14 protein-coding genes and 1 pseudogene are annotated in these 15,875 nt (G+C 69.1%); 4 read left to right on the top strand and 11 right to left on the bottom strand.

The features are described 5' to 3' along the window. Positions 1 to 114: 114 nt before the first annotated feature. The 8 genes from AB0I77_RS42650 to AB0I77_RS42615 form a co-directional block, all read right to left on the bottom strand. Entirely contained in the window at positions 115 to 621 is a 507-nt protein-coding gene (locus AB0I77_RS42650) for a DM13 domain-containing protein (protein ID WP_363288241.1), read from the bottom strand. A 159-nt stretch (positions 622 to 780) separates the two neighbouring features. After that, on the bottom strand, positions 781 to 1,113 hold the full coding sequence (locus AB0I77_RS42645) for a hypothetical protein (protein ID WP_363288240.1): 333 nt from the start codon (positions 1,111 to 1,113) through the stop codon (positions 781 to 783). Between the two features lie 198 nt (positions 1,114 to 1,311). Further along, positions 1,312 to 2,226 (bottom strand): hypothetical protein, encoded by a 915-nt coding sequence (locus tag AB0I77_RS42640; RefSeq protein ID WP_363288239.1) that lies wholly within the window; start codon positions 2,224 to 2,226, stop codon positions 1,312 to 1,314. A gap of 24 nt (positions 2,227 to 2,250) precedes the next feature. Then, on the bottom strand, positions 2,251 to 2,952 hold the full coding sequence (locus tag AB0I77_RS42635) for a flavodoxin family protein (RefSeq protein ID WP_363288248.1): 702 nt from the start codon (positions 2,950 to 2,952) through the stop codon (positions 2,251 to 2,253). Between the two features lie 317 nt (positions 2,953 to 3,269). Beyond that, entirely contained in the window at positions 3,270 to 3,965 is a 696-nt protein-coding gene (locus AB0I77_RS42630) for a DUF3159 domain-containing protein (protein ID WP_363288238.1), read from the bottom strand. A gap of 119 nt (positions 3,966 to 4,084) precedes the next feature. Beyond that, positions 4,085 to 5,989, bottom strand: a complete 1,905-nt coding sequence (locus AB0I77_RS42625) for a S9 family peptidase (RefSeq protein ID WP_363288237.1) — start codon at positions 5,987 to 5,989, stop codon at positions 4,085 to 4,087. Between the two features lie 61 nt (positions 5,990 to 6,050). After that, on the bottom strand, positions 6,051 to 6,710 hold the full coding sequence (locus AB0I77_RS42620; RefSeq protein ID WP_363288236.1) for a helix-turn-helix domain-containing protein: 660 nt from the start codon (positions 6,708 to 6,710) through the stop codon (positions 6,051 to 6,053). Between the two features lie 315 nt (positions 6,711 to 7,025). After that, entirely contained in the window at positions 7,026 to 7,661 is a 636-nt protein-coding gene (locus tag AB0I77_RS42615) for a helix-turn-helix domain-containing protein (protein ID WP_363288235.1), read from the bottom strand. Between the two features lie 578 nt (positions 7,662 to 8,239). Here AB0I77_RS42615 and AB0I77_RS42610 point away from each other — a divergent pair. The 4 genes and pseudogenes from AB0I77_RS42610 to AB0I77_RS42595 all read left to right on the top strand — a co-directional run bounded on the left by AB0I77_RS42610 (position 8,240) and on the right by AB0I77_RS42595 (position 12,074). Continuing rightward, the gene (locus AB0I77_RS42610) at positions 8,240 to 9,073 is read left to right on the top strand and encodes a hemerythrin domain-containing protein (RefSeq protein ID WP_363288234.1); all 834 of its coding nucleotides are present in this window, start codon (positions 8,240 to 8,242) and stop codon (positions 9,071 to 9,073) included. After that, positions 9,070 to 10,047, top strand: a complete 978-nt coding sequence (locus AB0I77_RS42605; protein WP_363288233.1) for a hypothetical protein — start codon at positions 9,070 to 9,072, stop codon at positions 10,045 to 10,047. Before AB0I77_RS42610 ends, AB0I77_RS42605 begins: the two co-directional genes overlap by 4 nt. A 343-nt stretch (positions 10,048 to 10,390) precedes the next feature. Continuing rightward, positions 10,391 to 10,570, top strand: a pseudogene (locus tag AB0I77_RS42600) (sulfatase-like hydrolase/transferase); the annotation flags it as partial. A gap of 76 nt (positions 10,571 to 10,646) precedes the next feature. Next, positions 10,647 to 12,074, top strand: coding sequence for a sulfatase-like hydrolase/transferase (locus AB0I77_RS42595; protein WP_363288232.1), 1,428 nt, complete (start codon positions 10,647 to 10,649; stop codon positions 12,072 to 12,074). A 136-nt stretch (positions 12,075 to 12,210) separates the two neighbouring features. Here the strand turns inward: AB0I77_RS42595 and AB0I77_RS42590 are convergent, their stop codons facing one another. The 3 genes from AB0I77_RS42590 to AB0I77_RS42580 form a co-directional block, all read right to left on the bottom strand. Continuing rightward, positions 12,211 to 13,224 (bottom strand): nitronate monooxygenase, encoded by a 1,014-nt coding sequence (locus AB0I77_RS42590; protein WP_363288231.1) that lies wholly within the window; start codon positions 13,222 to 13,224, stop codon positions 12,211 to 12,213. 241 nt (positions 13,225 to 13,465) lie between these two features. Then, positions 13,466 to 14,884: a hypothetical protein gene (locus AB0I77_RS42585; protein WP_363288230.1), complete on the bottom strand. Its 1,419-nt coding sequence runs from the start codon at positions 14,882 to 14,884 to the stop codon at positions 13,466 to 13,468. A gap of 232 nt (positions 14,885 to 15,116) precedes the next feature. Further along, positions 15,117 to 15,869: an alpha/beta hydrolase gene (locus tag AB0I77_RS42580; protein ID WP_363288229.1), complete on the bottom strand. Its 753-nt coding sequence runs from the start codon at positions 15,867 to 15,869 to the stop codon at positions 15,117 to 15,119. Positions 15,870 to 15,875 lie beyond the last annotated feature (6 nt).

The following is a 15,875-nucleotide window of genomic DNA, read 5'->3' as shown; positions in this document are numbered from 1 at the left end:
GCGCCCTTTTCGCCTTGGGGTGCCTTCCCCGGCGGGGGGTTCCGGTTCCGCTCCGCGGGGGGGGGGGGGGGCCCCCCCCCCGCCCCCCCGGCCTTCCGGCGCGACATGGGTTCGTCAGGCGCCCTGCTTCAGCTCGGCCGCGCCGAACGACACACTGAAGCGTTCACACCAGATCGTCACCGTGGAGAACTTGTTCAGGTCGGTGCCCGCCGGGATCGCGTAGTTCTGGTTGCCCTCGTTGCCTTTGAGGTCGCCGAGGTCGACGTGGGTGCCGTCGTCGAGGTTGCCGCCGCCGTCCTGCTTGACCGGCTGGTCGCTGAGCCACACGTGCAGGGCCGGGCCGTCGGAGGTACGCACGTTTGTCAGGCGCAGGTTCGCCTTCCCGTCTGCGAGCGGCTGGACCTCCACCGAGCCGCTGGTCTCGTGCTCGTGGGAGATGAAGCTACCGGTTGCCAACGGCTTGGCCGCAGCCCCCTGTTGGCCGGTGGCCACGGGAGCCGCCTCATCCACGCGATTCGTGGTGAACAGCCGCCAGGGCTGGAAGAGGTAGAGCCCGACGGCCGCCACGACGACGACGGCGATGGTGGTGATCCAAAGGACAGGGCGCTTGGTTCGACTCATGAGGATTTCCGTTTCTGTTGGGTGTTCACGCCGGACCGGTGGCCGAGCGTGGCGCCGAGGGGACGGGCCTCGCCAGGCAGCGGCCGGCTCCTGCTCGGCGGTCTGCCGACACACAGGGCAGGTTCGGGGCTGCCGCGCCGAACCTGCCTTGAACTCCGCTTACCGCCAGCCCCAGTTGACGGCTCCGTAGGTTCCCGTGGTGGTGATGTCGATGACCCGCCGGTCGTCGTAGCTGAACCCGGCGAAAACGTGGCTGCGAGGGCCCTTCCAACTCCTTTGGACCGCGTAGAGCGTGACCGCCTCGTTGGAAGTCCCGACAAGAGGCGAGACTGTCTGGCACTTTCCGGCAAGCACGCGGAACGCGTAGGCGCCTTGGTTCGGGAACTCGACAACGGTGTCGTAGCCGCGGCCGTTGTTGCAGAGACTGAACTGATGGGGAGTGCCGGCCTGGGCGCCGACGGCCGGGACGAGGGCGGCGGTCGCCGCGATCACGGTGGAGGCCGCAATCCGGGCGGACCACTTCTTGAGTGCGCCCTTCTGCGTCGTTCTCCTTTGTCTTGATCAATTGCGGGATCAACGCTGACGCGTTGGACGACATGCACGGCTCTTGCGTCGGAGGGGGCGGGGATCACGGCGGCTGGAGTTCTTGACCGGAACGCCGAAATCACGTGGGCCGACGGCCGTTCAGCACTACTGCTCAGCGGGGCGCGGCCGTTCGTGCTCGGTGGTGGAGCGCGCGGCCTTCTCGCGGCGCAGCTCGTCGGCCTCGTCACGGACGGCGTCGAGCCGGACCTCGAGCATGCTGACACGCTCGCGGTAGCGCTCCAGCTCGGCCCGGACGAATTCGGCGTCCGCCACCTGGCGGGCCGTCTCCTCGCGGATCGCGGCGGTCTCCTCGGCGAACTTTTCCTGCGCGGCATCGAGCGCGGCGACGGCCATGTCGCCCGCCTCCTCGGCGAGCGCGGCGCGCTCCTCGGCGGCCAGGATGCGCTGCGCGGAGGCGCGGGTGACCGTCTCGATCCGGGCCTCGGCCGCCGCGGAGTCCGTGATGATCGCCAACTCCTCGATGTAGGCGGGCAGATCGGTGGCGAGCTGCTCGATGAGCGCGACGAGGGCGTCGCGTGACTGAGCGGCATGGCCGCCGTCGACCATCGACATCGCCGCCATTTCGCTGTTCACGGCTTCTGCCGGCGCCTGCTCGGACGCATCGGAGACGGGGGCTTGTCCGGGCTGCGGGGGCACCATCTCGCCGGGGACCTGCCCGGACGCCTGCGGCACCGCTTCCGTGGCGGGCGTGTGCCCGGGCGCACCGTGCGCCATACCGGCAACGGATGCGTGCCCGGAGGCGGCGGGCCAGGGCTGCTCGGCGACCGGTGCCTGGGCCCCCTTTGCCGCCTCCTTGGCCGCCCTCTTGGCCTCGGCTGCCACGCGCTTGTCCTCCTTGCGTTGCTGTCGCTTGGCGCGGAACTTCCTGAACGCGCCGAGCGCGTTGTGCTCGGGGTGCTCGCAATAGCGGGGCGCCGGTCCCTGCGCGTCGGTGGCCGGCGGCTCGGGCGGGTTGGTGCAGCCCGGGTAGGCGCAGGTGGGGACGGTCTCGACGGTCATTGTTTTCGGCCTTTCGTTGCTGTCTTAGCGGTATTCGGGATTCTCGAAGTCGAACCGGCACCCGGTGTCCCACTGCGACCGCTGGTTCCCGTGCGCCGGAACGCCACCGGCGTCCTTGAGCAGCCGGGCCAGATGCAGCAGGTTCCACGTCATGAACGTGGTGTTCCTGTTGGTGAAGTCGTTGGTGGGACCGCCGGAGCCCGGATCGAGATAGGACGGGCCTGGCCCGGCCTCTCCGATCCAGCCCGCGTCCGCCTGCGGCGGGATGGTGTATCCCAGGTGCTGCAGGCTGTACAGGACGTTCATGGCGCAGTGCTTGGCGCCGTCCTCGTTGCCGGTGATCAGGCAGCCGCCCACCCGCCCGTAGTAGGCGTACTGACCGGCGTCGTTGAGCAGGCCCGAGCAGGCATAGAGCCGCTCGATGACCAGTTTGGCGACCGAGCTGTTGTCACCCAGCCAGATCGGCCCGGCGATGACGAGGATGTCGGCGGCCATCACCCGCTGGTAGATCGACGGCCACGCGTCGCGCTCCCAGCCGTGCTCGGTCATGTCCGGCCACACCCCGGTGGCGATCTCATGGTCGATCGGCCGCAGGTGCTCGGCCTGAACGCCCTGCTTCTCCATGATCCGCGAGCTGAGGTCGATCAGGCCCTGCGTGTGGCTGCGCTCCGGGCTCTTCTTCAGCGTGCAGTTGAGAAACAGTGCACGCAGGTCGTCATAGCTCATACCCTTCAGTGCGGCCGACCCGCCGAACGTTACAAGTGGGCCTGGCAGTTGGCCGCATCCTGCTTCTCCCGATTGCCCGATCGCCAGCACTCCATCCAGGGACACGCCCACCTGCCCGGCCGCGTCCGGCGCGCGACGGCGAGCCCTGCGGCATCCAGCTCAAGGAGCTTCGCCGCGTGGCGCAGTAGGCCGAGATCACCGACCGGCTCCGCCGCGGCAAGCACCACCACGCCCGGCGGCCGCCGAGGTCACCAGTCGGTCGATCTCACGCCGCTCTGCACGTCGGGCGACGAACTGCGTCGGCATCGGCGGGCCGGTCAGACCGACCCGGCGGGCCGCTGTCCGGCCAGGGCCTTCAGCCGCTTGCCCGAACGCCGGCCCGCCCACAGAACCACCAGGAAGGCCAGAGCGAGGAGCGGGTAGCCCATCGCGATCCTCGCGACGGCCAGCCAGCCCGTGCGGTCCTCGTCGTACAGCCACTGCTGCACGGCGACCCGGGTCGCGAAGACGCCCACGAGCGTGAGCGTGGCGATGTCGTAGTAGTGCCGCGAGGGCTTGTCCTTCAGCCAGGCGATCCCGGTGCCGTTGAGGGCGCCCCAGACGATTCCGGCCAGCGGCCGGCGTGCGAGGACGGAGAGCAGGAAGAGCACGCCGAGGGCGAAGTTGGCCCAGATGCCGGTGAGGAAGAAGCCCTTGGCCGATCCGGTCTTCCAGGAGACGAACGCGGCGACCGCGACACCGAACAGGCCGGAGAGCGCGGGCTGCACCGACTCCTTGCGCACCAGACGCAGCACGGAGATCGCCAGCGCGATGCCGACGGCGGTGCCGATGGCGGCCGTCAGCCCGAAGGAGGCGTTGGCCAGCACGAAGGCCACGATCGGCAGCGTCGTGTACACCAGGCCCGTCGTGCCGCCCATCTGCTCCAGCGGTGTCTTCTTCGCCTGGCGCCCTGGGATCCTGCCCGGTCCGTCCGGGCAGGGCGCCGGCTGGGAGGGGGGTATGGGTTCAGTCATGTTGCGAGATCAACTCACCAAGTAGTCGTTGGCCTGTACGGCTTGCGGGCACTGCCTTGGGGATTGCCGGCCGCAGGTCCCGGTGCTTCGCTCCGAGGTCGGCTGCGACGGGGCGTCGGCTACTCCGCGCTCGGCCGTCCGCCCAGGTGCCGGGCGAGGAAGCGGTCGGCCGCGCGGTACACGTCGATGTTGTTGTCCGGGTTCACGAAGCCATGGCCCTCGTTGTCCTTGACCAGGTACTCGACCTCGACGCCACGGGCGCGCAACGCGTCGACGATTCGGTCGGACTCGGCCTTGACGACGCGGACATCGTTGGCGCCCTGGACCACCATCAGCGGCGTGCGGATCGCGTCCACCCGGCTGATCGGCGAGCGGGCCCACAGGTCCGCCTCCTGCTGAGGGTCGCTCGGATCACCGGCGTAGAGGTACCAATTGTTGACCAGGTGGGGCCGTACGAACTCCGGCACCGTCCGCAGGAAGGTGACGAGGTTGGAGGGGCCGCAGAAGTCGATCGCGGCGGCGAAGACGTCGGGGGTGAAGGTGACGCCGACCAGGGTGGCGTAGCCGCCGTAGGAGCCGCCGAAGATCGCGACGCGGTCCCGGTCCGCGTATCCCTCCGTAACGGCCCAGTCGACGGCGTCGATGAGGTCGTCGTGCATCTTCCCGGCCAGCTCGCCGATGCCGGCCTTGAGGAACGCCTTGCCGTAGCCGGCCGAGCCGCGGAAGTTGACCTGCAGCACCGCGTAGCCGCGGTTGGCCAGCAGCTGCACGAGGGGGTTGTAGCCCCAGTTGTCGCGGTGCCAGGGGCCGCCGTGGACCAGCAGGACCAGCGGAAGCCCGGTCGGCTCGACGCCGAGGGGCAGGGTCAGGTACGAGGGCAGGCGCAGCCCGTCACGTGCGGGGACCGTGACTGGCGTCATCGGGGCCAGGACACGGGGATCGAGATGCGGATGGGGCCGGAACAGCAGCCGGCTCTCGCCGGTGGTGTGGTCGTAGTAGTGGGTGACATGGGGGTCACGGTCGTGGGTGAAGCTGACGACCCAGCGCAGCCCGCTGGCGTCGCACGACACGGCGGACAGATCACCGTCGGACAGCTTCTCCAGGTTCTCCAGCACCGCGGCGAAGTGCGGGTCCAGCGGATGGATCACCTGCCGCTCGCCCAGGTAACGCGCCCCGATCAGCTCACCGGTGTGCCGGTTGCGGATGAGCGGCGACGGCAGCGTGGGGAAGACGGTGGAACGCGTGTCCAGGTCGAAGTCCGGGTGGCTGTCGACCTCGGTCTCCTCGCCGGTGGCCAGATCGAGCCGGGCCAGACGGGTCCGGTCGGTGTCCCGGTTGGAGCCGAGCCACACACCGGTTCCGTCCGGGGTGAGCTGGGACGGCTGGATGCCCAGCGGGTAGTCGGTGCCGTCGAACGTGGTGACCGGGCGCGGTTTTCCCATCCCGGCATCCCACTGCGCCAGCTCGATGTCGCCGTCGGCCGTCTGGGTCTGGGCATACAGGTCTCCGTCGGGCGTGTACAGCCAGCCGGCCACTTGGCCGGGATTTTGCGCCAGCATCGTCAGCTCACCGGTGGCGATGTCGAGCTCGTAGAGGTCGAACTCGGCGGGATCCCTGCGGTTCAGATGCAGCAGCGCCCTGCCCGGCCGGGCGACGGTCGACTCGAAACCCGCGACCGTGGCGCCGGGGAAGGGGGTGAGGTCGACCGCCTCGGCATCCGGATTCTCCAGGTCGACCCGGTAGACGTGCCAGTTCTCATCCCCATCGCCGTCCTGCTCGTAGAGCAGCCACCGCGGAGCGTCGCTCCAGTGATACGTGTGCACGCTGCGGTTGTCGTCGGCGGTCACACAGCGCGCCTCCTCGTCCGCGTCGACGCTCTCCACCCAGACGTTCAGCCGCTCCCGCCACGGCGCCAGGTAGGCGATCCGGGTGCCGTCGGGCGAGATCGATGCGCGGGTACGGGCGGGCGGGCCTAAGAAGTCCTCGACGGCGAGGCGCGGGACCTCGCGCGGGATCGCGGACATATGTCAACTCCTCCTGGATTCGCTTCAGTTCGGTCGGTGGGCTTGCCGGTACTCGGTGTTCTCAGTCGACGGGGTCGCCGACGACTCCGCCGGTGGCCGTGCGGATCGCATGGGCGAGACGCCGGGAGAGGGCCGTCACGTCGGTGAACTCCGCGAGATCGTCACCGGCGAGGATGGCGGTGCCGATGTGCTCGTCCAGCACCCGCACGACGGCGGCGGAGGCCGCGGCGTGCATCCGTACTTCCAGATCACCGGACGGGCGCTCGAGACGATCACCGATGATCACGCACATCTCGCGTTCTGTCTGGTCGCAGGCCATCAGCCACGCCGTGCGGAGCGCGGGCTCGGTGTCGGCGAGCCGGATCATCTTCATCGCGAGCATCTCGTCGGCAAGATCGACGGGCGGTGCCTCGTGACGGAATCTGACCAGTTCCGTGGCCAGGTGGTCTTCGAGGGAACTGTGCCGGGGCCAGCTGCGCAGCACCGTCATCAGGGTGACAACGCCCTGCATGACGATCGGCTCGGCACAGCTCTCCTTGCTGCGGAAGTGCCGCCAGATGGTGCGCGTGGACAGTCCCACGGCCTCCGCGATCTGATCGCCGCTCGTGGCGGCCACTCCCTGCTCCCAGAACAGGCGCGCCGCCTCCCGGGAGATCTCCAGCCGCAGCCGCGCACGCCGCTTCTCACTCATCCCTCCCCCGCTGCGCTCCTGCGTCGTCATGGCGCCTGGCCACCCTTCCTCCATAATGACCTCAAGCGACAGTACGTCACTAAGTGACACGCGAGCAAGTGCGCGACCCTGAAGTGTTTTGCGTTCCGGGATGCCCGAGGGGCCGCAACAGCGGCTTGACCAGCGAATGCGCCCGATGACGACGGCGTCCCGGCCGCGTGGCTTCGGTCGAGCGTGGCGCGGTAACTGGGCAACTGTCCTACGATCCCGAAATCCTCGGCGACCCATGCCCGGCGGTCGCCCTCGCTGAAGGAACGCTGCGACGGAGGTCAGGGGCGAGCCAGGTGTTGAGGCCGTATCGACTACTTACGGCGGCTCGGGGTCCTCGAGCAGGGTGATGGCCTGGCGGGTGAGCAAGCGCTCGGCAGCGTCGTAGCTCCAGTGACAGTCCACAACGAGAGCTCGCCATGCCCGTAGTCCGAAGCAGAGCCACAGGCGATCCGCTACTGCATCGACGTCCAGATGCGGAGCGACGGCACCGATCGCGACCAGGTGCTGCGCGATGCCCCGGAGCGCCTGACGGTACTGCGCGATGACGTAGTCCCACACCTCGCGCGCCTTCTCGTCGCTCGCCGCGGACGAGAGAAGCAGGTCGATCGATGATGACGCGAAGCGTTCGGTGTTGGTGCGGATGCTGTGGGCCACGTAGGCGATCACGGACGAGAGGTCCTGCATCCCGCGCACTTCGTCAAGGGTGTCGTCGGCCCCTGAGTCCGCCACGTCCGCAGCCAGGAGGGCATGCAGGACCTCCGTCTTGGTGCCCACGCTCGCATAGACCGTCTTCACCGCGACGTCGGCAGACCGCGCGATGTCGGCCACTGTGACGCAGGCATAGCCATGCGTGACAAACAGATGGCGCGCCGCTCGCAGGATGTCCTGGCGGGTCTGGATGGCCCCCTGCTCGCGACGCTTGGATCGATAGACCCGGGTCGGCTCTGGCATATCTGCAACCTACCCGACACCGGATATCCTATGTAATCATTGCAGACGCCTTAACTTGAAAATTAGGATCGTGCACACCCGGCCGCGCCGATGTTCACTGCCTTCGGTATCCACGCGCCGCGAAGGAGCAGTTCAGGAGTTCATGCGCTGACCCGCCGTAAGCCCCGGGCGCCAAAACCCGGGTCGGCGAACAGCCGTAGCCCGGTCCCGGCTCCAGCAGGCGGCACGAGGCAGCGAGAGTCTCGACGCCGCAGCCAGTACATGACCAACGTCCCTTTATCCGAGGCAAGTTGATCCACACCATGACTGAGTCAGCACACTCTGTCCCCAAGGCCCGAAACCAACAGCCCGACGCGGCAGTCCCGCCGAAGGCGAAGCCGCGTCGCCATCGGCGTTGCCATGGCGATCACCGTTTTGGGGTTGGGTGCGCAAGGAGCCCGTCCAGCCAGCTCTCTCCGGCCGGCTCGCGGTCGCCAAGATCGCGACGGGTTGTCCGCTGCTCGCCCTGGCCCTCCTCGTAACGCCGCGGGCTGCACGCCACTCCCGCAGGCGACTGGAGGTGCTCCCTGGCCAGCGGCTTGAGCAAAGCGGCCGACACAGCGGATTCCTCAACCGTCGAGCGCCGTTCGCGCCCCGGCCTCGAACCGAGTGAGCAGATCTGTACGGATCAGCTACATGCACTTGTCTACGAAAGGTTCTCCACTATGGAAACGGCCGCCCACCACGACTCAATGGCGATCATGGAAACGCGACTCGTCCACGAGACCCACCGGCTGGCCACCGGCCTGCTCGCCGACGCCGCCGGCCGCCCCTCGATACCTTCCGAGTCACTCGCGCAGTTGCGGGACTTCCTTGTGGTCAACCTGCGCCATCACCACGAGACGGAAGACGAATTGCTGTGGCCGCAGATCGTGGCGGCCGCGCCGGACACAGAGCACGCACTCCACAAGCTCAGCGAGGAACACGAACGTCTGGACAACGCACTCGACCGCCTCGCCGCTGCCGCCGTGACCGGGGCGGAGAGAGCCGGCGATGCCGAAGGGGCAACCGGGCATGGTGACAGCCAGGGCCGGGACAGTATGAACGGTGATGTCCGACCCGCGCTCCGCGAGGCGGCCGTCGAGGTGCGTGACAGCGTGCGCGACCACCTGACCCACGAGGAGCCGATCCTGTTCCCCGCGCTGCACGACCACATCACGCCCACGCAGTGGAAAGAGTTCTCTCAACGGGTGATCGCCACGACGCCGCCCGTGGCCGGGCATTTGATGATCGGATTCCTCGACGAGGTGGGCACACCGGCCGAGGTGGAGTCGATGTTCGTGAACATGCCGCAACCGGTGAGGGCGCTCCTTCCCTCCATGCGGAGCCAAGCGGTCGCCGACCTGCGAGTTCTGCGAGGGACGAGCTCATGACGCACTCCCCTCTCGCGTGGCCCGACGCGGCACACGAGGCGATCAAGGGCGACCTGACCGTCGCGGTCGCCTACCTCACCCCGGCCGGCGGCGCGGTGGTCACCAGCGTGTCCCCGGTAGGAGTCGCAGACCAGGCGACGGGTGAGGTCAGCTTCACCACCTCGCTGGCCTTCCCGAAGAAACTGGAGCGCATCCTGAGCAACCCACGCGTCTCCCTCGCCTACCACACACGCGCGCATGGTTTCGCCACCCACAGCTGCTACATACTCGCCCAGGGCAACGCATCGGTGGACCTGCGGCCCCCGGCACAGCGGCTGGCACAGCTGATGGACGCCTCCGAGCCTTTCCTCGGGAAAACCAAGCGGGGCATGGCATGGGACTGGCTGCTTCGCGAGTACCACCAGGAGCGCGCCTTCGTCGACATCGGGGTGGAACGAATCGCCACCTGGCCTGATCTTTCGGCTCATGGACCAGTAACGGTCACCGGGCCCTCCTGGCCACAACCGCCCACCGAACAACAACCACCCGAACACGGCACCACACCACGGACAGACGTTCCCACGCTCGCCCTACAGATCGCCGCCCTCCCGCATCGCCTGCTGGCCTATCAGGGCGCCGACGGCTACCCCGTTATCCTCCCGGTGGAGGTCACCGGACACGACGAGGGCGGGTTGCGCCTCACCGCACCTCCCGGACTACTGCCACCAGGATCACGCCGAGCGGGATTCCTGGCCCACGCATTCCAACCTCAGTGCGTCGGACTGAGCATGCGAACCCTTACCGGCTGGCTGACCGTCACCGATGAAGGCGCCCTCTACGCCCCCCACACGTCCAAGGGCCTGACCGCGCCGCCGAACAGGACTGTCGCAACCGTCGCGAGTGGCCTCATGGCCAAGCACGGACTGCGGCGCGCCCGTCGCAACGGCACGGTCGCCCACCTCCAACACCTCGCCGCCCGCAGCACAGCGGACTGATCCGGTGGGGATGACGCGATCGAACCACCGAGCGCGTGATCTCAGGTGTGAGCCGTTTGCGTCGTCAAATACATCACCCTCAGATACTGGCCATCGCGTGGCCGGCGGAACACGGAACCAGTAACCAGACCGGAGGTCCTCGCCATGACAGCAGCAATGCCGAACCGGCGCACAGTGTTACGGGGGTTGGCCGCCGCCGACCTCACCGCCACAGTCGGCTCGGCGGCAGGCGCCGACGTCGCCGGGGCAGCGACGAAGCCCAACATCATCGTTGTTCTCATCGACGACCTCGCCCGGCGGGAGTTGGGCTGTTACGGCAACACGTTCAACGAGACCCCCGCACATGGATCGCCTCGCCGCGGACGGGACCAGGTTCGAGGCCGGCTACGCGGCGGCACCGGTCTGCTCGCCGACCCGGGCCAGCATCATGACCGGGCAGAACCCGGCGCGCGCAGGCATCACGGAGTTCCTCGGCGCCGCAGGTGACGACTTTCTGCCGACCAGTCACCAGACCCTGCCGGAGACGCTGCGCGACGCCGGCTACCGCACCGGCCTGATCGGCAAGTGGCACCTGAGCGAGACCTACACCGGTCCAGTGCGTGACCGGCCCGGGAACCCGTGGTCCCACGGATCGGCTCAACCTGGAGGCACTGGACTTCATCACCCGCGCCGACGACGACGAGAAGCCGTTCTTCCTCTACCTGTCGCACTACGCCACCCACACGAAACTGGCGGCGCCGCAGCCGCTGGTCGACAAGTACGCGGCGAAGCCGGGCGCCGGACAGCCGGGCAGGAACCCGGTCCTCGCCGCGATGCTGGAGGTCATCGACGACGGCGTCGGCGCGATCCGGGACACACTGCGGAAGCTCGGCATCGCCGGGAACACCGTCATTCTGCTGCTGTCGGACAACGGCGGCGACAGCGCCGTGGCGACCAGCACCCCGCTGCGCGGCAGCAAGGCGACCCTGTACGAGGGTGGTGTCCGTGTACCGATGATCGCCTACCACCCGGCAGGACCCGGCGGCCAGGTCGTCGACACCCCCTTCAGCACCATCGACTTCATGCCCACACTGCTCGACACCGCCGACGTCGCCAGGCCGCCGGGACAACACCTGGACGGCATCAGCTTCGCCGGCCTGCTGGCAGGCGGCGCGGCGCCGCGGCGTACCGACCTGTTCTGGGTGTACCCGCACTGGCACGACCCCGGCGCACCCACCGCCTCGGTCCGCCGCGGCCGGTACAAGCTGCTGCGGCATCTGCACGACGGGCGGGCCGAGTTGTACGATCTCCTCGCCGATCCCGGCGAGGCCGACAACCTCGCCGCCCAACTGCCCGCCGAGACGCGACAACTGCAAGCGGCCCTGGACAGGCACCTGCGCGACGTCGACCTACTGCCGCCACAACCCACGCCCAAGAACTTCCCGAACCTGATCCTGGAGCAGGAGTTCGACAGTGGGCTCCCCGGATTCACAGTGCTGGCACCGGATCCGGAGGAACGTCCCGGGACGGTGCGGGCCACCAGTGGCGCGCTCACCGTGGCGGCCGACGGGGCACCTGCCTTCGCACTGTTGCGCTCGGATCGCGCCGCCGACGCGTCGTCGGCCGCGGTCGTCGTCAGCCGGCGCTCGTACGCCGGGGCCGCCGCGCCGAACCAGGACACCCTGTTAGCGGGGCTCGTCAAGGACGCACACAACTACCTGATGATCTGGTACAACCACCGGCAGGGGCGCACCGGCTGGGACGTCAGGATCAACGGCGACCCGGCCGCCCAACGCATCGTCCAGCTCGATGGGAAGATCAGCTATCCCGGGCCCAACGCCCGGCTCACATGCGTCATGCACCGCGACGAACTCACCGCGTACGCGGCGGCCGCCGACGGCGCCTGGCAGTACCTGTTCACCGCCGACGTCGGCCGCTACGCACGGCTCGACGATCCGACGGTTCGCGGACAGTACCGCTACGGCTTCGGCGTCCGCATCGACGGAGGCACGCTCGCGGTGGAGCGCTTCGCGGTCCGCCGCCGCTGACACCGATGGCACCGTCGGCGTATCACCTCCCACGCGTCCTGCCGCCGGCCGCCGGCCGCCGGCCGTCGCCCGGGACGCCGGCTGCAAGGTGGCCCGGGACGCGGCCATCATCGCCGATGCCGCGCGCACCATGTGTTCAGGTGATCAGGATGGAGGCTTCGCGCCACATCCTGGTGAGGACCTCGCCCGCGGGCTCGTCGGTGGCGAGGGCAGCGCTCTGGCCGGACCAGTGGTTGGCTGGGTCCACCTCGTTGGTGCCTCGCCGCCATTGGGTGACGCGTTGCAGTTGGTCCGGATACGGTGCAGGGCTTGGTGCACCAGGTTCGCTCCATTCTTTCAGATACGCGGTGGGTGCGGCCCGGGCCAACCGTCCGGTGTACGCGCGGGTGGTCAGGGTGGCGTCCGGTGCCAGGCCGTTCAGCGCGGCGGCCCATTCCGGAGCGGTTGCGGTCTCGGGGCACCGGAGCAGGGCGGTTCCTACCTGAACCGCACTGGCGCCCAGGGCGAGTGCGGCGGCCACCCCTCGTCCGTCGGCGATGCCGCCCGCGGCGACGATGGGCACGCGCAGGTGGTCGGCGAACCAGGGAAACAGGGCGAACAGCCCGATGTCGGTGTGGTCGGCGTCGTCCTGATCGAAGCTGCCCCGGTGACCGCCCGCTTCCATGCCCTGGGCCACGATCACGTCCGCGCCGGCGTTCTGGGCGGCGAGAGCGTCGTCGAGGGTGGTCGCGCAGGCGAACCAAGCGATGCCCAGGGCATGGAGGCGTCGTACGTATTCGGGCTCGAACAGGCCCATGATCGAGGAGACGACGGTCGGGCGGGCGCGGAGCAGGGCTTCACATTGCTCGTCGAACACCGGGGGGTCCGTCGGGGCGGTTTCGCCAGGAGGACCGAAACGGCTGAGAAATGCCCGGGCATCGTCGGTGCGCCGCCTGTGGTCCTCCGAATTGGACCGGGCGCGGAACTGGTCCACCCACGCCGCGATGCGATCCGGGGTGTCTTGCAGGGCGCCCCGGGCGCCCATTCCCCCGGCCTCCGCCACCGCGTCGGCCAGTTCGACAGGGGAAGACCCCGCCATCGGAGCGTGAAGCACCGGCAGTCGCATTCCGAAGCGTTCGCAGAACGCCAGCGCTCGTTCCAGCCCTGTCATGCCATGCTCCTCACCTCGTGGACTGATCGGCCGGACCCGGACCCTGGTGGCCGGCCGGGATCCGGCTTTCGTCGGACGGAGAGCGGAACTCGCCTGGTTCCGCGCAGCGTTGACGGGAACCCTCGGCGCCCACCCGGCACCGTACCTGCGCAGGCGTTGGGCGCAGGCGCCCACAAGCCCGACGTGGCGCCGCACGCGGACAAAGGCCGTTCAGGCCGTCGCCTGCGCACCTGCCCCGGTGTCAGTCGTTCGCCAGGGCGGCCAGCAGTTCCTGGCGGGTGGCGCCGGGGTGGGGGTAGCGGGAGGCGCCCGCGGCCAGTTCGACGGCTTTCTGCGCCAAACCGGGTTTCACCAGGGCCTCCTCGGGAGTGGCCAGCATGCCGCCCACGTCAACGAGGCCGCGCGCGATGGCGGGATCCTTCCAGCGGGCGATGTTCAAAGCGACGTCCACATTCCAGTCGTTGTCGTCGGTGCTGTAGGCCTCGCCCCGCATCTCGGCGTCGATCTCAGCCAGACGGTGCCGGTCCCACGCGGCGATGCTCTCCCACACGGGCGCAAGGTTCTTCTGGGTGGCGTCGTCGAGCCGCAGGACAAGCTCCACCGGATCGTCGGCGCCGACCATGCGCAGCGTGTCCCGCAGCAGCGCGGCATGCCGGAAGCCCATGGTCATGCCCGTGCCGAACACGGGATTGATGGAGGCCCAGGCATCGCCGACCGCCACAATCCCCGTGGCCACGGGCAGGTCGTCGACCACCAAGCGACGGTAGGTGCTTCCCAATCCGCCCATCGCGGTCACGCCGGTGATCGGCTCCCCCTCGGCCCAGTGGGCTTCGGTCGGGTACAGCTTCATCGCCCGGTGCCACGCGTCGATGTCGGCCAGGCCGCGCAGTTCCTGGTCGCGGCTGGAGGTCGCCAGCGTCACCGACCATGTGCCGGAGTCGGCAGGAACGGTGCCGATAGTGACGCTGTTGTGGTGGCATATGGGCGACGGTGTCGGACGGGGTGTCATGCCGTCGGCCGAGTGGAAGTACCTGGTGTAGTAGCGGAGGCCCGCCTCCGCCCGCTCCTCGTGCGGTGTGGCACCGATGCCGGCCAGCATCGCGGCCACCTGCGAGTGGCGGCCGGACGCGTCGATCACGAGGTCCGCCTCCACCTGCTCACCGCCCCGGATCAGTACACCCGTCACGTGCGGGCGCCCCGCATTGCGGGCCGTCCCGGTGAGCAGTCCGGTGACTTGTGCCTCGCGTCGCACGGTGATGCCGGGAGTCCGCTCCGCCTCGGCCAGCAGGGCCGCCTCCAGCACGGGCCGCCGGGCAGCCACGGTTTCGAAACGGTCGTCGCCCGGCTGCGGGCCGCCGGTCTCTCCCACGTCCCAGGCCCCGGATATCATGTTGAACCGGCTTCCCCCCAGGCCGATGAGGCGCTCCACCGCCGCGGGAAACTCGGCCGCCAGTAGGCGGTAGCCGCCCGGCAGAAGCAGATGGGGCTGCGGAAACTGGCGGACGCCGGGCCGCTTCCAGCCGCTCCATATCTCCTCGGCCCCGCCCTTCGGCGGGGAGGGATCACGGTCGAGCACCGTGACCCGATGTCCCTCCACAGCCAGCATCATCGCCGTCATCAGGCCCGTCGGGCCGACGCCCAGCACTAACGTGTGCACCATTGAGTGTTCTCTTTCCTTCCGTCGATCGGTGCCGCCCATGCGGGGCACCGGAGCTGTTGACTTCGCAGGCCCGTCGGCTGGTCGGTGCCGCTCATACGGCGGCTACGTCGTATCGACGTGACACAGGAACCGCCGACGTGGCACAGGGACCGTCGGCGTGGCACAGGGACCGTCGGCGTGACGTGTGGACAGCAGCAGTGGCAGTGGACAGTTGCACGGCCCGCCGTGGCCGTCAGCCTTCGCTGACAGCGGCCCAGAACCGTTCCAGCGCGGCGGCCGCGCTGTCAGGGTCCTCCAGCATCCACCAGTGACCCACTCCTTCGATGCGCTGAGTGCGGGCCTTGAGGCGGGCGGCCATCTCGTCGGAGGTGGCCAGGTCGTCGTAGGGGTCGAGCGGGGCCTGGATCACCAACCCGGGGGCGGCGGGGGCGGACAGTCCGGCTTCCCAGTAGGCGTGCGGGTTGGGCGTCGCCGAGCGGTAGAGGTCCAGGATGCACTCCGCCATGGTGGCGTCGAGCTTCTCGCCCATCGCCGCGGCGTCCTCGGCGGGCACACCGGCCTCGGCAAGCCCCACCGCGGGGCTTGCCGGGCTTCCCGGGGCGGCCTCGACCACGGCCGTCGCCCACTGCTCCCCCGCTCCCGGCGTCCGCCAGAGCTGGGCCTGGTCATGCCAGACGTATTCGGGGTGGAGTACGCCTGCCACATCTATGGCCCAACTCCGCACAGGAACAGAGGAGTTCGTCGCCATCCCCGCCACAAGCACGGCGCCCCAGTCGTGCCCGACCAAGTCGACCGGTCCGTCGATCTCTCGCAGCTCCCGCTCCAGCCACCGGACGTACTCGTCCATGGTCGCGCCGAACCCGGCGGGACGCGGCACGCCGAACCCGGGCAGGTCCAGGGCTGTCGAGTCGGTCGAGAGGCGGGCCCGGAGCCGGTCCCACACCTGACCAGTCTCGGGCACACCATGAACGAACACCGCGGTCATATAGCT

Origin of the sequence: Streptomyces sp. NPDC050619 (genome assembly GCF_040654815.1) — a bacterium.
Taxonomy (GTDB): Bacteria; Actinomycetota; Actinomycetes; order Streptomycetales; family Streptomycetaceae; genus Streptomyces.
Note: the sequence above shows the minus strand (reverse complement) of the source record. Positions and strands in the feature narration are given on the sequence as shown.

Coding starts and splice junctions, on each gene's coding strand:
- AB0I77_RS42650 (WP_363288241.1), bottom strand. CDS start 621: ATGAGTCGAACCAAGCGCCCTGTCCTTTGGATCACCACCATCGCCGTC.
- AB0I77_RS42640 (WP_363288239.1), bottom strand. CDS start 2,226: ATGACCGTCGAGACCGTCCCCACCTGCGCCTACCCGGGCTGCACCAAC.
- AB0I77_RS42635 (WP_363288248.1), bottom strand. CDS start 2,952: ATGAGCTATGACGACCTGCGTGCACTGTTTCTCAACTGCACGCTGAAG.
- AB0I77_RS42630 (WP_363288238.1), bottom strand. CDS start 3,965: ATGACTGAACCCATACCCCCCTCCCAGCCGGCGCCCTGCCCGGACGGA.
- AB0I77_RS42625 (WP_363288237.1), bottom strand. CDS start 5,989: ATGTCCGCGATCCCGCGCGAGGTCCCGCGCCTCGCCGTCGAGGACTTC.
- AB0I77_RS42620 (WP_363288236.1), bottom strand. CDS start 6,710: ATGACGACGCAGGAGCGCAGCGGGGGAGGGATGAGTGAGAAGCGGCGT.
- AB0I77_RS42615 (WP_363288235.1), bottom strand. CDS start 7,661: ATGCCAGAGCCGACCCGGGTCTATCGATCCAAGCGTCGCGAGCAGGGG.
- AB0I77_RS42605 (WP_363288233.1), top strand. CDS start 9,070: ATGACGCACTCCCCTCTCGCGTGGCCCGACGCGGCACACGAGGCGATC.
- AB0I77_RS42590 (WP_363288231.1), bottom strand. CDS start 13,224: ATGACAGGGCTGGAACGAGCGCTGGCGTTCTGCGAACGCTTCGGAATG.
- AB0I77_RS42585 (WP_363288230.1), bottom strand. CDS start 14,884: ATGGTGCACACGTTAGTGCTGGGCGTCGGCCCGACGGGCCTGATGACG.
- AB0I77_RS42580 (WP_363288229.1), bottom strand. CDS start 15,869: ATGACCGCGGTGTTCGTTCATGGTGTGCCCGAGACTGGTCAGGTGTGG.